At 45.1% G+C, this 19,176-nt stretch carries 14 protein-coding genes and 1 tRNA gene; 7 read left to right on the top strand and 8 right to left on the bottom strand.

Going from position 1 to position 19,176, the window contains the following annotated elements; translation table 11 throughout:
• Nucleotides 1–103: 103 nt before the first annotated feature.
• Nucleotides 104–526, top strand: a complete 423-nt coding sequence (trxA, locus tag H8K55_RS12640; protein WP_268978006.1) for a thioredoxin TrxA — start codon at nucleotides 104–106, stop codon at nucleotides 524–526.
• Nucleotides 527–905: 379 nt separating this feature from the next.
• Nucleotides 906–2,168 carry a transcription termination factor Rho gene (gene rho, locus H8K55_RS12635; protein WP_186889913.1) on the top strand — a complete coding sequence of 421 codons (1,263 nt, stop codon included), beginning with the start codon at nucleotides 906–908 and terminating at the stop codon, nucleotides 2,166–2,168.
• Nucleotides 2,169–2,410: 242 nt separating this feature from the next.
• On the opposite strand, the gene H8K55_RS12630 is transcribed toward rho, so the two are convergent.
• The 4 genes from H8K55_RS12630 to H8K55_RS12615 all read right to left on the bottom strand — a co-directional run bounded on the left by H8K55_RS12630 (nucleotide 2,411) and on the right by H8K55_RS12615 (nucleotide 9,582).
• Nucleotides 2,411–2,608: a hypothetical protein gene (locus tag H8K55_RS12630; RefSeq protein WP_186942434.1), complete on the bottom strand. Its 198-nt coding sequence runs from the start codon at nucleotides 2,606–2,608 to the stop codon at nucleotides 2,411–2,413.
• Nucleotides 2,609–3,602: 994 nt separating this feature from the next.
• Nucleotides 3,603–5,045 (bottom strand): efflux transporter outer membrane subunit, encoded by a 1,443-nt coding sequence (locus H8K55_RS12625; RefSeq protein ID WP_186942433.1) that lies wholly within the window; start codon nucleotides 5,043–5,045, stop codon nucleotides 3,603–3,605.
• A complete protein-coding gene (locus H8K55_RS12620) occupies nucleotides 5,042–8,257 on the bottom strand; it encodes an efflux RND transporter permease subunit (RefSeq protein ID WP_186942432.1) in 3,216 nt (1,071 codons plus the stop codon). The genes H8K55_RS12625 and H8K55_RS12620 overlap by 4 nt, the downstream gene beginning before the upstream one ends.
• A 20-nt stretch (nucleotides 8,258–8,277) precedes the next feature.
• Nucleotides 8,278–9,582 carry an efflux RND transporter periplasmic adaptor subunit gene (locus tag H8K55_RS12615; RefSeq protein ID WP_222612465.1) on the bottom strand — a complete coding sequence of 435 codons (1,305 nt, stop codon included), beginning with the start codon at nucleotides 9,580–9,582 and terminating at the stop codon, nucleotides 8,278–8,280.
• 285 nt (nucleotides 9,583–9,867) lie between these two features.
• Between H8K55_RS12615 and H8K55_RS12610 the strand changes: the two genes are divergently transcribed.
• Nucleotides 9,868–10,506, top strand: a complete 639-nt coding sequence (locus tag H8K55_RS12610) for a TetR family transcriptional regulator (RefSeq protein ID WP_186942431.1) — start codon at nucleotides 9,868–9,870, stop codon at nucleotides 10,504–10,506.
• Nucleotides 10,507–10,527: 21 nt separating this feature from the next.
• Here the strand turns inward: H8K55_RS12610 and H8K55_RS12605 are convergent, their stop codons facing one another.
• Entirely contained in the window at nucleotides 10,528–11,160 is a 633-nt protein-coding gene (locus tag H8K55_RS12605) for a trimeric intracellular cation channel family protein (protein WP_230408602.1), read from the bottom strand.
• Between the two features lie 192 nt (nucleotides 11,161–11,352).
• On the opposite strand from H8K55_RS12605, the gene H8K55_RS12600 reads away from it, so the two are divergent.
• The 3 genes from H8K55_RS12600 (at nucleotide 11,353) to H8K55_RS12590 (ending at nucleotide 13,675) form a co-directional block, all read left to right on the top strand.
• Nucleotides 11,353–11,622: a type B 50S ribosomal protein L31 gene (locus H8K55_RS12600; RefSeq protein ID WP_186942430.1), complete on the top strand. Its 270-nt coding sequence runs from the start codon at nucleotides 11,353–11,355 to the stop codon at nucleotides 11,620–11,622.
• 94 nt (nucleotides 11,623–11,716) lie between these two features.
• Nucleotides 11,717–13,444, top strand: a complete 1,728-nt coding sequence (locus H8K55_RS12595; protein ID WP_186942429.1) for an ArnT family glycosyltransferase — start codon at nucleotides 11,717–11,719, stop codon at nucleotides 13,442–13,444.
• 146 nt (nucleotides 13,445–13,590) lie between these two features.
• Nucleotides 13,591–13,675, top strand: a tRNA-Leu gene (locus H8K55_RS12590).
• A gap of 167 nt (nucleotides 13,676–13,842) precedes the next feature.
• Here the strand turns inward: H8K55_RS12590 and H8K55_RS12585 are convergent.
• Both H8K55_RS12585 and H8K55_RS12580 read right to left on the bottom strand, forming a co-directional pair.
• Nucleotides 13,843–14,421, bottom strand: coding sequence for a hypothetical protein (locus H8K55_RS12585; protein WP_186942428.1), 579 nt, complete (start codon nucleotides 14,419–14,421; stop codon nucleotides 13,843–13,845).
• A gap of 107 nt (nucleotides 14,422–14,528) precedes the next feature.
• Nucleotides 14,529–16,118 carry a phage tail sheath family protein gene (locus tag H8K55_RS12580; protein WP_186942427.1) on the bottom strand — a complete coding sequence of 530 codons (1,590 nt, stop codon included), beginning with the start codon at nucleotides 16,116–16,118 and terminating at the stop codon, nucleotides 14,529–14,531.
• Between the two features lie 396 nt (nucleotides 16,119–16,514).
• On the opposite strand from H8K55_RS12580, the gene H8K55_RS12575 reads away from it, so the two are divergent.
• On the top strand, nucleotides 16,515–17,294 hold the full coding sequence (locus tag H8K55_RS12575; protein WP_186942426.1) for a hypothetical protein: 780 nt from the start codon (nucleotides 16,515–16,517) through the stop codon (nucleotides 17,292–17,294).
• Between the two features lie 420 nt (nucleotides 17,295–17,714).
• On the opposite strand, the gene H8K55_RS12570 is transcribed toward H8K55_RS12575, so the two are convergent.
• Nucleotides 17,715–18,989 carry a peptide MFS transporter gene (locus H8K55_RS12570; RefSeq protein WP_222612464.1) on the bottom strand — a complete coding sequence of 425 codons (1,275 nt, stop codon included), beginning with the start codon at nucleotides 18,987–18,989 and terminating at the stop codon, nucleotides 17,715–17,717.
• Between the last annotated feature and the right edge of the window lie 187 nt (nucleotides 18,990–19,176).

Below are 19,176 nucleotides of genomic sequence, written 5' to 3'. Positions count from 1 at the left end.
TTTTTCACAAAAAACAGTAAATAAGCCACTTTTTTAAAAATAGGGTATTATTTACCGCTGTTGATGTCATGTTTGCTAATGCCAGCGTAATCCCAAATGGCACTTGAAATACGCAAAAACATCCCAAAATTCAAAAACCTGCTTTAATAATTATTTAAATCCCCCTCTTTCAGAGATTAACCAGAATAACGAGAATTCTATGAGCGCAAATATCATTTATGTAAGCGATGCATCTTTCGAAGCCGATGTATTGAAATCTGACAAACCAGTCTTGGTAGACTTCTGGGCTGAATGGTGTGGCCCTTGCAAGATGATCGCGCCGATTTTGGAAGAAGTTGCAAAAGAATATGATGGCAAAATCACTATCGCCAAGATGGACGTTGATGCAAATCAAGCCGTACCTGCACAATTCGGTATCCGTGGCATTCCAACTTTGATCTTATTCAAAAATGGCGCAGCGGCAGCACAAAAAGTCGGCGCACTGGCAAAAGGTCAATTGACGACGTTTATTGACGCCAACATCTAATCTCCGAACTAATTCAGAGCGAAATTCAGAGCAAAATTTAGAGCGAAAGCTAAGCAAAACTTAGGCTCACGCCTGACCGATTTGAACAGGCTAATACCCCTGAATCGTCAGTAAATCAGGCGCTGTAACAAAAATATTTTTACAGCGCCTGAATTAAGTCTTACAATAAGCACCCAATTAGCGGAATTAACGCTTAAAATTGCGTACCTGATTAAGCGAGTAACTAAGCAAGTAATTGAGCTAGTAACTAAGCAGGTAATAAAATACTGCAGTGACCGATTCTTGAAATCGAGCTGTATTGACCTAAACACCGAGTAGTTCGTTTTTTCACTTCTGTTCACTCCCCCACCACACTTTCCCATCTCGGGACACTCACAACATGCATTTATCTGAATTAAAGGCCTTACACGTCTCCGCACTGTTAGAAATGGCCATTGGTCTCGATATCGATAATGCTGCGCGTATGCGTAAGCAAGAATTGATGTTCGCGATTTTGAAAAAGCGCGCTAAAGGCGGCGAACAAATTTTTGGCGATGGTGCACTCGAAGTCTTGCCTGACGGCTTTGGCTTTTTGCGCTCGCCCGATGCCAGCTATATGGCATCCACCGATGATATTTATATCTCCCCCTCTCAAATCCGTCGCTTCAATTTACATACTGGCGACTCGATTGAAGGTGAAGTAAGAACACCAAAAGACGGCGAACGTTATTTCGCCCTGGTGAAAGTGGACAAGGTCAACGGCGAAGCGCCAGAAATGTCCAAGCACCGCATTCTGTTTGAAAACTTAACACCACTGCACCCGAACAAACTCTTACAACTAGAGCGCGATATGCGCGGCGAAGAGAACACCACGGGTCGCATCATTGATTTGATCGCGCCTATCGGTAAAGGTCAGCGCGGTTTGTTAGTCGCCTCACCAAAATCCGGTAAGTCTGTAATGTTGCAACACATCGCTCATGCGATTACGACCAACCATCCAGATGTGACGATGATCGTTTTGCTGATTGACGAACGCCCAGAAGAAGTAACTGAAATGCAGCGTTCAGTACGCGGTGAAGTAGTTGCCTCGACTTTCGATGAGCCTGCAACCCGTCACGTACAAGTCGCTGAAATGGTCTTGGAAAAAGCCAAGCGTTTAGTTGAAATGAAAAAAGACGTAGTGATTTTGTTGGATTCAATCACGCGTTTAGCCCGCGCTTACAACACGGTCATTCCTGCATCCGGCAAAGTCTTGACTGGTGGTGTGGATGCTAACGCTCTGCAACGCCCAAAACGCTTCTTCGGCGCAGCACGTAATGTAGAAGAAGGCGGTTCCTTAACGATTATCGCGACTGCCCTGATCGAAACTGGCAGCCGTATGGATGACGTCATTTACGAAGAATTCAAAGGCACAGGTAACATGGAAGTGCATTTGGAACGTCGCCTAGCAGAGAAACGTACTTACCCTGCGATCAACCTCAATAAGTCCGGCACACGTCGCGAAGAGTTGTTGATTAAACCTGATCAACTCCAAAAAATCTGGATCTTGCGTAAGCTCTTATACGGCATGGACGAAATCGAGGCGATGGAATTCATCTTGGATAAGATGAAGGCTACTAAAAACAACGCAGAGTTTTTTGAGATGATGCGTCGTGGTGGGTAATTAAATTATTCCTTGTTGGTAAGCTTCATGTGAAAAAGCCAGACTGTGTGTCTGGCTTTTTTGTTTTTGTTTTTGATTTGGTTTTATGGGTGCGATTAGCGTAGCGTAATCGCACCCATGATTAATAGCTTCAACCCTAAAACATCAAATCTAAAAAATATCGCTCTTCAAAATAGCGAATGAATTCAATATCATGCACACCCATGCGTGCGATTACGCTTTGCTAATCGCACCTACTGACTCTACTTATTTTGAGCCTTTGAATTAGCAAAAAATTTCTCGATAAATGCCCAAGAAAATACCGCAAAAATCAGACCAAAACCACCAATACAAGCAAGGCCAATGGCATTCCAAACACCGTGACTTGGAAACAGGGCATTTAAAAGCAACATGAGTCCACCAAAAACTAAGCTCCTATATATAAAACCTAATATTTTCATTTCTTAATTTCCACTATAAACAATATGAATTCTATTCGCCATTTTTTAGAGCGCGTGCTACACAACGAACGCCAATTTCAAGCAAAAAATGATCATGTAAATTTCTGATCAGCCTTTCTAAAAATTTTCTTACACACTACCATCTCAAATAAATTTAGTCAAAATAACACTACGGAAATTGAATCCGATTCTACGGCGCCATAGTCAGATACGATTAGCCAAGCTTAATTGCATGTGTGAAAAGGCTAATTATATGTAGCATATCTAATCATCATAAAATCGTTTGTTAAAACTACTTGCACGCGTACCCTTCGTTCACAGGTCGGGTGTGGCTCGATAGGTTGAACTATAGTCCAACAAATTCCTTTCTTTGCTTCGCCAAAGAAAGTAAGCAAAGAAAGGCGACCACGCTGCCACTGCCCTTCGGGTTCCCAATTGTGCAGGACAAAAAATGGGAAAGTGTCGAAACTCGCTTCGCTCAAACAACGCCACTTTCTTTATCCATTTTCTGTCCTGCACAATTGGCAGTGTCAGAAGTGGAACGGCACAAAATCAAAACCAACAACAACCCCAACATCAAAACAATCAGTATCAACAGACACCCATTTTTCAAATGACGGTTGAAGGTCATTGTTTTTGACTTTGCTTTTGACCTACCCCCGTTTGAGACGATGTAATTTGTGCCTCACAGAAAATGGATAAGAAAGTGTTGTTGTCTGAGCGCAGCGAGTTTCAACACTTTCCCATTTTTTGTGATGCACAAATTATGCTGAAGCGTAGCGTAAGCACCCCGAAGGGGCGAGTCTACGGTCGCCTTTTTTGGATTACCTTTTTTGGCGAAGCAAAAAAGGTAATTGGCTGTCGGGCCACACCCGACCAGAGCACGTAAATTAAGCAAAAAAAACAAATCAGCAACGAACAATCACTCCACAAAAACAAAAAAGCCGAACCTATTACAGTCCGGCTTTCCAAAAAATACAATCAAATAAAAAAACTACTGCCCCCAACCACCCCCAACAGCCTTATACAAAGCCACACCCGAACTCAGCTTCGCACGTTGACTATCGATAGCAGCAATCTCTGCCTGCATCAAATCTCTTTGAGCATTCAAAACTTCAACATAGGCACTGTAGCCACTTTGATAGCGCAGATTCGATAAGCGAAAGGTTTCACGCACTGCGGTTAAACGTGCCTGCGTGGAAGCATCGATTTCTGCATTGCTCGCTGCATTATTCAAACTATCATGCACGTCGCGGAAAGCATTTTGTACGGTTTGTACATATTGCCCCAGTGCCTGACGCTTGCGGGATTCAGCACCTTCAACCACGGCTCCAACTGCGCCAGCGCGAAATACTGGTTGCACTAAGCTCGCTGCAACATTCCACAACATCGATGCTGGGCTGAACAAGTCTTCTAGTACGCGTGATTCACGACCTAAGGATGTAGTCAAACGTAAGCTTGGGTAGTAAGCCGACTTTGCTTGTCCAACATCGGCATTCGCAGCAACCAAGTTTTGTTCTGCAGCGATGAGGTCTGGACGACGCGCTAACAAATCCGATGGCAACTCTGCCGCTGCTGGCATATTTTTCACCAATTCTTGTATCGTCAAACCACGTGGCAAGTTTGGATTCATCACTTGCTGTGGCGTTTGTCCGACTAAGACCGCCAGTGCGGATTCCACATTACGCAGTGCTTGTTTTGCCTGTGAAAATGCGATCTCACCAGCCGCCAGCTCCGACTCTGCGTAGTGCAAATCGATATCGCCGATAGATCCCGCTGCGTGACGTTTGCGTTGCAGTGTGAGATTTTCTTGACGGCTCTTTAAAGTCGTTTCGGCAAAGGCTAATTGCGCATCGAAAGCACGTAGTGAAAAGTAAGTTTGTGCAACGTTGGCGATCAAACTGATTTGCACCGCATCACGCGTTGACTGCTGCGCAAACAAACGTGCTTTGGCGGCTTCATCGGCACGACTTAATTTGCCAAACAAATCTAATTCGTAAGCCGCACTCAATCCGAATTGATAATCCTTCGCGACTGGATTAGCATTTGACGGCAATTTCCCTGAGTTTTCGCTAGTGCGAGACCGACTTGCAGCCAAGGTCGCATCGACCGTAGGAAAGCGATTTGACATCGACATTCCTGCATTTGCTTTGGCTTCATCAATACGTGCTGTGGCGATCAGCAAATCTTGATTTTGCTTGAGCGCGTCAGCGATCAATTGATCAAGAACAGGATCTTTTAAGCCTTTCCACCAATCTTTTAATGCCGCCTGCTGAGTATTAAGCTGAGCATGAGAACTCTGTTCCGCTTTTGGCAACTCTAACTGTGGGCGCTGGTAATCTGGGCCGACGGAAATACAACCTGCGAGGCTCAGACTCAACACCAATGGCAACAACTTCACGCTTGATGCTTGAGGAAAAATCTTCCCTAATTTCATGATTTCACCTCATTATTTTCTTTAGCTGCATCTGTACTTTTCACATCCTTTTCCACTTTTCGGAACGGATTTTCAAATGGATTATTCGCATAGTGATGTTCAGGATGATCGAAGTCACTTTCCAGCGTTTTGAAGCGGCGGTCGTAAATCAATTTGAAGAACAAAGGCACTAAGAAAATCGCTAAGAAAGTCGCGGCGATCATGCCGCCCAATACACCAGTACCCAAAGATTGACGCGCTGCCGCACCTGCACCGCTTGAGAATGCCAACGGTACCACGCCCAAAATAAATGCCAATGACGTCATCAGAATCGGACGGAAGCGCAAGCGTGCTGCTTCCAATGCTGCTGCCACTGGTGCATAGCCTTCCTGCACTTTCATGACGGCAAATTCCACAATCAAAATCGCATTCTTCGCGGATAATCCCAGCAAGGTAACCAGACCAATCTGGAAGTACACGTCATTATTAAAGTGACGCAAATACACCGCCATCAAGGCGCCGAAAATACCGAATGGCATCGCCAACAAGACTGAGAACGGCAATGACCATTTTTCGTACTGCGCTGCCAAGATCAAGAAAATCATCAAGACACCAGCGCCCAATGCGAGACCACCAGCATTGCTACTACGTTTTTCTTGGAACGATGCGCCGCCCCAATCGTAAGTGACATCCGCTGGCAATACTGCTTTTGCAGCGCGCTCCATTGCGGCAATCGCCTGACCTGAGCTGAAACCAGGTTTGGCATCACCCAGCAATTTAATCGCAGGCAAAGCGTTGAAACGCTGTACAGAATCAGGACCCGTGATGAACTTGGTCGTTGTGAAAGCACGGATAGGAATCATCTGCCCCGTCGTTGAACGCACATACAAATTACCAATATCTTCAGGTTTAGCGCGATATTGTCCTTCGGCTTGCAATTGCACTGTGTAGACACGACCATTCTTATTGAAATCGTTCACATAGTAGCTACCCAAAGTCGCAGCCAAAGTATTGTAGACATCGGATAAAACCACGCCCATAGAACGCGCTTTTTCATTATCGACATCGACAAACAGTTGTGGAGAATTGGCTTGCCATAAGGTCTTCACGCCGGCCAACTCAGGTTGCTTGTTCGCTTCGGCAATCAAGGCTGGCAATAATCCCGCCAAACGCTTAACACCGCCCTCGCCCTTGTTTTGCAAATAGAATTCAAAACCACCAGTTTGTCCCAATCCTTGAATGGCAGGTGGACTGAAAAATAATGGCAAGCCTTCTTTGATATTGCCAGTGCGCATAAAGGATTCGCCTACCAATTCTTTGGCAGATTTATCGCGCTCATCCCAAGGACGCAATGGAAAGAACATTGTCGCCGCAGAGGATTTCAATCCGCCACCGCCCAAGAAATCCAGGCCAATCAAAGCAAAACGCGTATCGATGTTTTTATTTGACTCTAAGGCGGTTTCCATTTGCTTGACCATCATATTGGTGCGCTCTAAAGAAGCACCTTCGGGCAAGATCGCAGCACCAATGAAATAACCTTGATCTTCATCTGGCACTAAGCCGCCAGGAACGGTTTTCCACAACAATCCTGCCAAGGCAATCATGCCGACGAACAAACTCACACCGAGTACCGCACGTTTCAAGAAGAAAGTAACACCGGCAGTGTAGCGCTTGGTCAAATGGGCGAATGCGTGGTTAAACCAATCGAAGAAACGATTATGGTTTTCCGCACCTGGCTTCAATAAAATCGCGCATAACGCTGGTGTCAGAGTCAAAGCAACGATACCGGACAAGATCACAGCGATAGAAATCGTCACGGAGAATTGACGATACAACTCGCCAGCCAAACCGCCCAAGAATGCAATCGGGCCAAACGCAGCCACCAGCACCAACACAATCGCAATGACCGGACCGGTCACTTCATGCATCGCTTCGATCGCCGCATCTTTCGGTGACATGCCTTCTTCATTCATCAAGCGTTCAACGTTTTCCAACACCACAATCGCATCATCGACCACGATACCAATTGCCAGCACCATACCGAATAGCGTCAAGGTGTTGATACTGTAACCAAGCATATGCAAACCAGCCATCGTACCGATCAGCGATACAGGAACCGCCAATGTAGGAATGATCGTAGCGCGCCAGCTTTGCAAGAATACATAGACGACGATGAATACCAAGATCATCGCTTCCGCCAAAGTCTTCAACACTTCATAAATCGATTCAGTCACAAATGGCGTCGTGTCATACGGTGTTTTGTACGTCATACCTTCTGGGAACTTCGCTTTCAATTCTTGCAAAGTGTTTTCAACTGCTTTACGTGTATCAAGTGCATTCGCACCTGTCTGCAAGAAGATACCGATGTTGGCTGATGGGTGACCATTAATACGGCCATACAAGTTGTAATCTTTGGAACCCAATTCAACCCGCGCCACATCACTCAAGCGTATCGTGCTACCACCTTTCGCTGCCTTAACGATGATATTGGCGAATTCAGAAGGCTCTAACAAACGTCCCTTCGCCGTCACGGTCATGGTTAATTCTTCGGTGTTATTCGGCGGCGCACCGATTTTACCGGCAGCGTATTGCGCGTTTTGCTCACCTACTGCACTGGCGATATCGCTAACCGTCACACCCAGTTGCGCCATACGATCAGGACGCATCCAAATACGCATTGCGTAATCTTTGGCACCGAACACTTGGACATTCGTCGTTCCAGGAATACGTTTAATCGCATCGAGTACATTTTGTGTCACGTAATTGGACAAATACAAACTATCGTAGCGATTGTCTTCAGAATAGAAGGCAGCAACGACCAAGAAATTGGCTGAGCTCTTAGAAACAGTCACACCTTGACGTCGTACTTCTTGTGGCAATTTAGCTTCTGCCTGACGCACGCGGTTGTTGACGTTGACCGCTGCAATATCCAGATCCGTGCCCACTTCGAAAGTCACGTTGATGGAAACGCGACCATCGGCAGCAGACACCGAATCCATGTACAGCATGTGTTCAACGCCATTGATCTGCTCTTCAATTGGCGCAGCAACTGTGCGTTCCAATACTTCGGCAGACGCACCTGGATAAAACGCTACCACGTTCACCACTGGTGGCGAAATTTCGGGATAGCGCGAGATTGGCAACACGCGCAAGGCGGCCAATCCGGCGATCACGATAATCAACGACACAACGGTCGCGAATATCGGTCGATTAATAAAAAATTTGGAAAACATATTTGTTCCTTAAAATCGAATTAGTGTGCAGCCTTAGCAGATGCGGATGCCGAGCCTGCAGCAGACGCCGCAGTTGGCATTGCGGGTGCAGGATTGACCGCCGCTTTCGCATCAATCGCCACTGGTTTGACTGTCATTCCCGGGTCATGTGCTTTGATAAAACCATCGACCAACACGCGCTCACCAGCTTGCAAACCCTTCGTCACTATCCATTCACCGCGTGACCAACCATCCAGTTCAACCGGACGTGGCACGAGCTTATTATCTGGGGAAACGCCAAACACCAATTTGCCCATGGGGCTATCGATCACCGCGCGTTGTGGAACGGCGATAGCTGCCTGACGGGTTGCACCTTGCAACATCACGCGAACAAATTGGCCTGGACGTAAAGCGCCGTCTGGATTAGCGATTTGAGCACGGGCATCAAAACCACCTGTCGTCGTATTCACCTTTTCGCTCAAGAAATTCATCTTGCCAGAAGTCGGGAAAATCTCGCCGTTGGCCATCTTCAATTTCACGTCGAAATTCATACCGCCATTCGCTGCACGCTTGCCAGGCAGATGTAATTTACCGTTCGCTAAATCAGCATTCAGCTTCAAATAATCGGCTTCACTGACACTGAAATTGACATAGATAGGATCGGTTTGCACGATAGTCGTTAACAAGCTATCTGCAGGCGTCACTAAACTGCCATTCGGTTTGCTTGCCACACCAGTGACACCTGAAATTGGCGCGACTACTTTGGTATAGCTCAGATTCAGTTTGGCTTCATTAACTTGTGCACGTACTTGTTTATAGCTGGCTTCTGCCATTTCTAAGGCTGATTTCGCATCATCGTATTCACGTTGGCTAATCGCTTTTTCATTCGCTAACGGCGTCAGGCGTGCGTATTCACGCTTAGCCTGATTTAACTTGGCTTCGCTCACGCCTAATGCAGCTTCTGCTGAAGCCAATTGCGTTTGATAAGCACCCGGATCAATTTGAAATAAAACCTGACCTGCTTTTACTTTCGTGCCTTCTTCATAAACACGTTGCTCCAAAATGCCACTGATACGCGCTCGCACTTCGGTTTCACGAATACCTGCTGTTTGTCCGACAAATTCAAAATCAATCGGCAAATCACGTCCCTGCAAGGTCACTACATTAACTTCGGGTGGTGGCATTGCCCCGCCCGCTTGCGGTCCGGCAGCACCTTGTTTATTGCAGGCGGTTAAGCCAAAAACTGGCAATACCAAAGCCAATACTATTGCTAATTTATTGAATTTAAAAGGAAAAGCCATCATTCCCTGGCGATTCTCTTTACTTTGCTTAAATGTCTTGCTCATGAATTTCCTCTTTAAATGATGGTCGCAGTATGCTATTATATACATTCACGAATGTTTGTATAGTTCTGAATTGTAAAATTTTTGAAAAATATAAAACAAGGCACTCGCAAAATTTTTCCAACTAGTCGCTTGGCTGCTCGGAGTACACTGACACTTCAAGTAACTCATCGTGCAGAACGTCGGATAGATTCAAAAATGCCAGAAAAGTTTGCGCCAGCCCTATAAAAAAGTAAATTTAATAGACAAATAGATCGCGTAAGCATCGCGACATAGAGGAGTTCCATCATGGTCAGAAAAACCAAAGAAGACACCCAGCAAACCTATGAAGCCCTGCTCAATGCGGCGGAATATGTGTTCTGTGAAAAAGGTGTTGCGAATACAACTTTAAATGATGTTGCGTGCGCTGCAGGCATGACGCGCGGTGCTATTTACTGGCACTTCAAAGACAAAAAAGAATTATTCCATGCTTTGTGCGATCGCGCTTTTTTACCTATAGAAATTCTGCTCAATGAAATCACCAGTAGCTCGATAGACGATCCCCTGGCGGCAATTCGCCAATTGAACTTACACTTTATAGCGCAAGTTACCGCAAATACAAGGCAAACGAAAGTCTTTGATATTATTTTTCATCGCTGCGAGAAAACTGCAGAGATGCAATCTTTCATACAAGAGCGCGAGAGCCGTAATGAATGCATGGATAAGATTGGGGACATTTTCCGCGCTGCTGTGGTCAAAGGCGTACTCCCCCCAGATACCGATATTCAAATAGCGGTTCAAATCAATCATGCTTTCCTGATTGGCTTAGTACACGAATGGTTGATTGACCCCAGTGCTTATGATTTAGCGGCGCATGCAGAAGTCATGATCGATGCAGTTTTATTTGGATTGGTAAATAAACCGCCGCGCAAGAAAATATCAAGCTAATTTGAAGATCATACTTACGGATTAACCAGGCAATTTCCAGTCAAATCTTACTGCCATCAAGCGCAGCAATACAGTCATGGCAATGCCACAAAGAACGGCAAACAATTCTGTCGTGCCTAGCAAGGTCAGTCCCAGATAAGCCCAACAACCGAGAAACGCGCAGGTCGCATAGAGCTGACCGCGACGAAATACCATAGGGATTTCATTACAAATCATATCGCGCAGAACACCGCCGAATATGCCTGTAATCACACCCATCATCACACATACAAACAAAGGCATGTTCATACCATAAGCCAATGAAGCACCGCCAACACTAAATAGCCCCAGCCCTAAAGCATCTGCATACAGAATGACGCGCTCAGTCACGACCTGACGCAATTGCCGGAAAAATGGCGACACTAAAATACAAAATATAAATACCAAGGTCGGATATTCATAGTTTTCTATCCAAAACAGAGGACGCCTATCCAACAAAATGTCGCGCACTGTTCCGCCACCAAATGCTGTAATAAAGGCCACCGTGAACACGCCCACCAGATCCATCTTCTTACGCCTAGCCTCGACCAAGCCAGAACTGGCAAATACAAACACACCGATTACTTCGACCACATGAAGCACGGTACTCATTCCTGCATGGATATTTGTTGACATACTCTTCCCAGAAGTCCGCTGACACGCTCAAAATCGTGCAATCCTATGATTTTATTGTATAATTGTCGGCTTAGCTTGACGCTAAGAAACTTTTTATATGATTTAAACCCTGGCAAGTGATAAGCAATCGGGTCAAGAAGCAGGACGACCGCCGAAGTGCGTATTGGCTACCAAACTAATTTTGAGGCAAGCATGAAAGACGGTATCCACCCAAACTATCGTGAAGTTTTGTTCCACGACGTATCTAACGATTTCAAATTCATCACACGTTCTACTATCAACACACGTGACACGATCGAATTCGAAGGCGCAACTTACCCATTAGTAAAGATCGAGGTTTCTGCTGAATCTCATCCTTTCTACACTGGTAAACACAAAATTGTTGATACTGCAGGTCGCGTTGATAAATTCCGTAAGAAATTTGGTACTGTTGGTTCTAAGACAGCCATTTCTAACCAATAATCGGTTTATTCGCATCAGCAGTAAGAAAAAAGGCAGCTCAGGCTGCCTTTTTTGTATCATCAAGTTTTACCGAGTTTTATCTAATAAAAAAACTATGAAGCCAGTCCGACTCCCCGCCGCTGCTACGCTTGCCCTTCCCCGCTGGAGCATTTTCGCGCTCTGCTTACTCTATATTCTGCCAGGTTTAATCGGTCGCGATCCTTGGAAAGGTGCTGATGCCGCAGGCTTTGGCGTGATGTGGACAATGGCGCATGGCACACTAAATGACTGGTTATGGCCACATGTAGTCGGACTACCTGTCCCTGAAGAAGGTCCTCTCGCATTTTGGTTAGGCGCGCTCTGCATTAAATTATTTGGTGGCCTGATAGGCGATCCGATGGCGGCACGAATTTCTACTGGTCTCGCATTTTTACTGGGATCTATCTCCGTTTGGTACACGACCTATCTATTAGGTCGTCGTGCTGAAGCACAACCACTCAAACTCGCCTTTGGCGGTCAACCCGAACCACGCGATTTCGGCCGCACGCTGGCAGATGGTGCGCTACTCATTTATCTGGGCTGCCTGGGCTTATTATTGCCAAGCCACACAACTAGTAGCGGCCCACTGCACATCGCCCTGATCGCTTATTGTCTCTACTTGTGCGTAAGATTTTTCGATACTCCAACAAAAATCAATGCGGTAAAAATTGGCATCACCCTAGGGCTATTAATCTTAACGCGCGGCTGGGTGATCCCACTTGGAATCTTGCTATCACTGCTCATGCTTAACACCTACCGACAACAAAAATTAGCTGCACAATTACTGTTAATCAGCCTACCTTTAACGCTGATAACGGCTGGCTTATGGGTCATGAGCATACAAACTGTGCAGCCGTTTTCCAGTTCTCCCTATCAAGGCTGGATGGAGTGGAACTATCATCAAATCGGCTTCCCCATCCTTGAAAATATTATTCACTTTTTCCGTTACGGGATCTGGTTCGCATGGCCAGCCTGGCCGTTTGCTGCATGGGCGATTTACGCCTGGCGTAAACAAGAGCGCACATTGCACATTTCATTACCGCTATGCTTTCTCGCCTGCGTCACGCTGTTAGCGCTACTTAATCGCACCCACGAAGAAGGCTATTTATTACCACTCCTGCCGCCGCTGGCAACCCTTGCCGCCTTTGGCTTACCAACCATGAAGCGTAGTGCAATTAACGCGGTTGATTGGTTCGCGGTCATGGTCATGACGGGCGCTGCAGGTTTATTCTGGTTCGGCTGGATTGCGTTTCAATCGGGCTGGCCAATTCGCACCAGTCACAAAGTATTAAGTTGGGCACCTGGCTACATGCCAACATTTAATGCTTTCACCTTCATCATCGCACTGGTCATTACCGTCATCTGGTTTCGGATCGTGTACTGGCGCATTTCACGTCAGCCATCCGTTCTGTGGCGGGCAGTCGTGTTATCTAGCGGCGGCGTTATCTTATGCTGGTTCTTACTGATGTCTCTTTGGCTGCCCCTAGTCAATCACCGTGTGAGTTACTCGGTCGTCGCCGAAGACATGGCCGCAAAAATTACTGCGCCTTACCGCTGTATCGATAGCAAACTCGGCGCATCACAACGCGCATCTTTCGCCTATTTCAGCAAAGTACATTTTGCCGGATTTAACGAACAAAACTGTGACTTATTACTGACTCAAGGCAATCGACGCTTTCAAGGTAAAACCAAAGAGCCTATCGATAAAGATTTTCCAGGCAATTGGGAAATGATCTGGGAAGGCCAACGCGCAGCCGATAAAGATGAATTTTTTACCCTGTATCGCAAGATAGAGAAAAGATAAAAACGGCAGGAAAGTAAAAATACCGATTTTGCTGAAGAATTAAGCAAACAGGCATTTTTGAAGAGCGAAACCATAAAATATAACAGCAATTTCGATCAGGTGCTTGCAATAATCGGATCAGCCTGTCATAATTCTGTTCATGCGTTGCCGAGATGGCGGAACTGGTAGACGCACTGGACTCAAAATCCAGCGCCGCAAGGCGTGCCGGTTCGATTCCGGCTCTCGGCACCAAAAGTATTCAAGCCTCTTGAGAAATCAAGAGGCTTTTTGCTTTGTGACGTTTGAAACTTCGTTGTTAGAAGCTTCTTTGTTGGAGATACTCAACAATCTTGTAAATCAAGGAGTCGACAAATGCTTGAGATTTTCAGGAGCTTAGGCAATTCAATGTTTGAATTCGATTATCGCGTCCAAGCGTAAGTGTGTCGCACAAAATAATCCCCACCGCTCTCTAGCTTCACTTCTTTTTGGCGCGTGAATGCATTCTTCGTGATGGTGTAGGTGAAACGAAATTGTGCCTGTCGCTTGTCATCCTGCCCTGACATACTGGTGACTAAAATTAATGTGCCATCCTCGGTGACACGTCGTTCAATCAGATTCTCATCGCCTAGTTGACGGCCATCTGCACTCAATTTGATACCATCCTTCGCATTCGCATGCGGCTCATCGTCGTAGCCATAACTCCATAGCCAAATCGAAGAGTCGTCTTTAGACTCAGCAACTAATAAATTGGATGGAATACTACGTAACACGTTCGCACTGTAGTCTAGATAAGTTAATTTACCACGCCAAAGTGTCCCAGCAATTTTTTGCATGTCTTCGACCAGAATACGATTACTGTTTTGGGCGACTGCACTCTGCTCCGCGACCAATGCAGTTTCCGCGAGCATTGCAGGTTTCATTGGCGCCGTGGAAGCGCCGGATGCGCTAGCAACACAAAATTGAGCCACCAGAGAAGTCAAAATAATTAATTTAGTCATGATGAGAAATCCTTTGAGATAGCTTTTGCTTGTGATTGCGCTGATTCTTGTTCATGCTGCATAAAAAGATATTTCCACATTCGACTGAGGATGTATCGTGATTCATGTTAACTTATTGCTTGCTGTTGCTGGAAATTTAGAATAATAAATTCGGCAGGCCTTACTACCGCTAGCATGACTGTAGCTTTGATAATGCCATTCAAGATATCGTCTGCTGTCATCGTCACTCCAAGTCCACATTTCACGTCATACGCATCAGCAGGGGTGGCTCCCTGAAGGCCGCCTGCCTGCCAAATACTTCTCAAGAAATTGTCTATCATGGCTGTCAATGTACTCCAGGTGTTAGCGTCATTTGCCTCAAAGACATAGGCTCCCATCGTTGAACGAATAGATTGTTCAATGTAAGTTGCTGTACGACGAACAGATATGTAGCGCCAATCTTGACTGTTACCATCAAGCGTACGAGCTCCCCAGATCAAAATTCCTTGTCCATTAAAAAACCGAATCGCATTGATGGATTTACCGGACACCGCATCTACATTCAAATTCGCTTGCTGCGCATCCGTTAAATTAATCGGCAATGACACCGCACCCACGATACTGGTATTGGCTGGCGCATTCCATACGCCATTTTGATTATCGTTGACAGTGTAGACACCCGCCATCGCGCCGCTAGTGGGCAGAATATTCGCGCAGGCTAACACCCCATTGACGATTTGCTGATAAGTCGGACTTGCTATCAGCAAAGCTGCTTGTAACTGACTATTCGCTAGTGGGTTAGCTGGCGGATTTTGTATCACATCCAAAATCTGTGCCGCAGCGGGGTTAGGATTGTTGGTGGGATTCAAGAGCGCGCCAAGCTGTGGGATGTCGCCACCAAACAAGTTCGTAAAATTGATATCACTGTTTTGCATGATCGTAGTACCGATGAACGGATAATAGCAAACACCATAATCCAAACCTTGATTGCCAGTCGCATTCCGAAAATTTTCTATATCTGCCGTATTCAGAACAGGATGAACCGCAGTGTAAACATCGGCACCACCAATCACATCGAAAATACACACCGCCGTCTGCATCGTCGATGCTTGCAACAAAGCCGCTTGCATCAAGGTCGCATTGTCTGACAAAGACAACAAAGTCGCCTCGGGAAAGATCATCATCGTCGGTTCTGGCTCATTCTTTAATACAGCCAAACCCACAGTCAAATCATTCAAACGCACATTCGGATTCACCACCTGCACAGTAGGATCAGTCAACGACGTTTTACTCGGCGCACCATAGGTGCCGACAGAAACGATGTAAGCATCACCGCCACCATTTTGATAAAACAAACGCACACTGTTGTACAAATAATAGAGCGTATTCGGATCAGGCAAGATCGCATAATCCACACCATCAATATTCACATACAGCCCAACACTAGCTTGCGATGTTTGTGCCACCAGATAATATTCAGGGCTATATTGCTTCACTGGATCAGCGGGCGGCGCAGGATTATCCAACAAATAAATCGCCGCAAACTCAGCAAATGAAGATATCTTTTGCGGCGTGTTGAGATAGGACTTGCCTTGATATTCTGCTTTGGGGGTGTAGCCGATAAAGGCTGGTATGGCGGTGGGGACTGGGGTTACGGAATTGGGGAAGGCGTTGATCTCGCTGATGTAGACGCCTGGGGTTTGGTATTGTTGGGTCATAGTTTTTCCGTTTCAATGTGCGTACTAAGTCAAGCATTTGATCCAAGTTTCATATTGACTGCTTTACATTAGTGTCCGAATATATCGAGTTAAGAGTCATTCCCCTGCATCCCCAAACACCACGATTTAAAAAACAAATGCACGTTGCTGTATAGATAAAATAGCGTATTCGGATCAAACAAAATCACATGTTCGACAACAATATTTTCATCCTGTTCAACAAGTATTACACTAAAAAATTGATCCAAATTGTATTATTAGCTGATTGAGCGACAAGAAAAGAAACATTACTTAATCAAATAGCGCGAGCACCAAGTGCATCACTTTAAACTACTCATCGCACTTATAACTGTTATTTCCAACCATAAATATTTGCCTAATCAAGAAAGAAAATAAATGACATTTAAGTTCATAAGTAAAGTTGGCAGGCTATCATTTCCTTTGTTGCTCGTATTTTTCGCCAGTTCCTTCGGCAACCTGCAAGCACAAAACATGAATACCAATCCAAACGAATTAAGAGTAATATTTCTTTCTGAACTACCGGAAGGAATTACCTATTATGACCAAGGATTTGGTGATTTTATCCGTGAAAAAAAACTGATCCCTGTAATAGATACCTCAATTGCTGAAACCACAAAAACCTCGATCAATCGAGAGTTCGCCAGTCAAGGCTTAAATATTCTCTTTGTTGATGCACCGCGAGATTTTATTCAGGCGCGAGCTGATATTGTGAAGCCACAACCACGGAAGTTTTTCTCCCCATCTGTCGCCGAAAAAATGGCACCGCTGCTCTCCAACCTTAAATCTCAAGAGTTGGCAGACATAGTTATTATTGTCAGTCCAGGAAAAACTTCTTCAGAACGATTCCTAGAAGGATTGGCGGTTATGACAAAAATCGGGATGTTTGGCATTGACAAGGCGACTTATATTTTCACAATGCCCCGCGTCGAAATATATTCATTAACCTCAATCAGTCTCTGCACCCAATTAAATCCAGTCACTCGAAAAAAAATTCCAGCAATTTACTCAGACTGGACTATCGATATGGCTAACGGCCCAGATGAAAAAACCAGATCAGAAATGCAAGCTATTGTACTTGCTGAAATGTCGAATCTCATATCAACTTCAATGTCACAAACATCGGCTGAATGGTCGAAATGCGCTGGTGCACGATGAGAATGCAATGAGGGCAATACTCTGAAAAAGAACGGACAATACTACGTCAATCCTTTGTATACCCAATTGGCTAGGCTAGAACTCCATCATCCATCCTGAACAAATCGCAGAACGACTTCCGGACAACTACTCGCGTATATTCCCACAACCTTAAAATGAATGGACACTCAATCTATGCATTAAAAGACGGTGTCGTCATCGAAAACAATTTCATGTTAAAAATGTGCGCAGAGAGCAATCCTGCCGATTCATTACAGGGATTCATTCGCAAATAACGACTCGCCATGCAGACAAAATGATCCAAGGCGAGCCCTTATTTTTTGATTGGATCTATGTAGATAAGGGATGAGGATTGAGTTTTCATTCGATCAAAGTATCGACAAAAAACCCCATTTAGAAAAGAGAACCGACGACAACGGTTCACTTTACTCCGTGCATTAATTTTTGTACCAAATGTGCGATCAGCAATAAGAATATTCCTGCGCCAAGTAAAGAATAGAAACCAAAAGTGTATCCCTGTAATGCTGAAGCAATAGACAAACCATTTGTACCACTCACATAACCCGCGAAAATTCCCGATAGATTATTACCTATACCTGTCGAAAGAAACCACCCTCCCATACCAAGTCCAACTAAACGTACCGGCGCTAATTTTGTCACCATAGATAATCCAATTGGCGAAAGACATAACTCACCAATTGATTGAAAAACGTACACCATAATCAAAGACCAAAACGGTATCTTATTATTGGCATCAACCAGGCTTGATAATACAAACATCAATAACCCAAATGCCAAGGCATTGCCTATTAATCCTAATGCGAATTTCTGCGGCACTGATACTTCCATTTTGCGGCGCGTCAGAAAAATCCAAATACCAGCGACCACCGGTGCCAATAAAACGATGACTAAGGAATTGACGCTTTGAAACCAACCAGTTGGGAAAATAAATCCATTCAGGTTTCGATCAACAATATCACTCGCTAAAAAGGTAAAGGAGCTTCCCGCCTGCTCAAAAAACATAAAGAAAATAATGTTAAAAGTAAAAATACAAAGCATCGCCAAAACTTTGTCTCTAGCAACCTTACCATTGCGAAATCCCTCTACCAGTAATGCCACAGACAAGGCGATGAACATTCCACCCAATACCCATTGTATTGTTCCGGCACTGTAGGAAAGCAACGCATAGGTCACTGGTATCGCAATGAGTACACCGACAGTTACGCCAAAGAGTCGCAATAAATTCCCAGCTTCTACCATTGGTCTACCGATTCCCTTTAGCATCCGCCTGCCAATAGAAAACCACACCAAGCACATCACCATCCCAAAGCCACCAGCAATGAAAACAGCCTTATATGCAGGCATCGCACTAGAACCGAATATTTTCTCTGCTAATAAGCCTGTAAAAAGTGGTGCAATGCAGCCGCCTGTATTGATACCCATATAAAAAATCGTGAAGCCAATATCTCGACGCGAATCTGTCGCGTCATAAAGTTTACCCACTAGTGTGGAGATATTTGGTTTGAATAAGCCGTTACCAATAATGATAGTTGCCAAACCTAACTTAAATATTTTGGGATCTGGATAGGCAATTAAAAATAGTCCTATTGACATAAAAACAGCACCCAACAAAATTGAATGCTGATAACCCAAAATTCGATCTGCGATGTACCCACCTTCTATGAAGCATGTCAAGTACGACTTGCAAATGAAATGTATTCAATTTTCATTCATCATTTCTCACTCCTGCTTCGCTGTGTAGTACGTTCACTAGTCGTAATAAGTCTCTGGTCATTGGCTCGTGAAACTTAGGTTTCACCACCTTCTATCCGCTGGCGTTTTCGACCAGCCTAATTCTGCATGCGCTGCGCGCTAAGATGAC

The sequence above is a fragment of the Affinundibacterium flavidum genome, from assembly GCF_014284175.1.
Lineage (GTDB): Bacteria > Pseudomonadota > Gammaproteobacteria > Burkholderiales > Burkholderiaceae_D > Undibacterium > Undibacterium flavidum.
This window is presented reverse-complemented; position numbering and strand designations above follow the sequence as displayed.

Coding starts and splice junctions, on each gene's coding strand:
- rho (WP_186889913.1), top strand. CDS start 906: ATGCATTTATCTGAATTAAAGGCCTTACACGTCTCCGCACTGTTAGAA.
- H8K55_RS12630 (WP_186942434.1), bottom strand. CDS start 2,608: ATGAAAATATTAGGTTTTATATATAGGAGCTTAGTTTTTGGTGGACTC.
- H8K55_RS12625 (WP_186942433.1), bottom strand. CDS start 5,045: ATGAAATTAGGGAAGATTTTTCCTCAAGCATCAAGCGTGAAGTTGTTG.
- H8K55_RS12620 (WP_186942432.1), bottom strand. CDS start 8,257: ATGTTTTCCAAATTTTTTATTAATCGACCGATATTCGCGACCGTTGTG.
- H8K55_RS12615 (WP_222612465.1), bottom strand. CDS start 9,582: ATGAGCAAGACATTTAAGCAAAGTAAAGAGAATCGCCAGGGAATGATG.
- H8K55_RS12610 (WP_186942431.1), top strand. CDS start 9,868: ATGGTCAGAAAAACCAAAGAAGACACCCAGCAAACCTATGAAGCCCTG.
- H8K55_RS12605 (WP_230408602.1), bottom strand. CDS start 11,160: ATGTCAACAAATATCCATGCAGGAATGAGTACCGTGCTTCATGTGGTC.
- H8K55_RS12600 (WP_186942430.1), top strand. CDS start 11,353: ATGAAAGACGGTATCCACCCAAACTATCGTGAAGTTTTGTTCCACGAC.
- H8K55_RS12595 (WP_186942429.1), top strand. CDS start 11,717: ATGAAGCCAGTCCGACTCCCCGCCGCTGCTACGCTTGCCCTTCCCCGC.
- H8K55_RS12585 (WP_186942428.1), bottom strand. CDS start 14,421: ATGACTAAATTAATTATTTTGACTTCTCTGGTGGCTCAATTTTGTGTT.
- H8K55_RS12580 (WP_186942427.1), bottom strand. CDS start 16,118: ATGACCCAACAATACCAAACCCCAGGCGTCTACATCAGCGAGATCAAC.
- H8K55_RS12575 (WP_186942426.1), top strand. CDS start 16,515: ATGACATTTAAGTTCATAAGTAAAGTTGGCAGGCTATCATTTCCTTTG.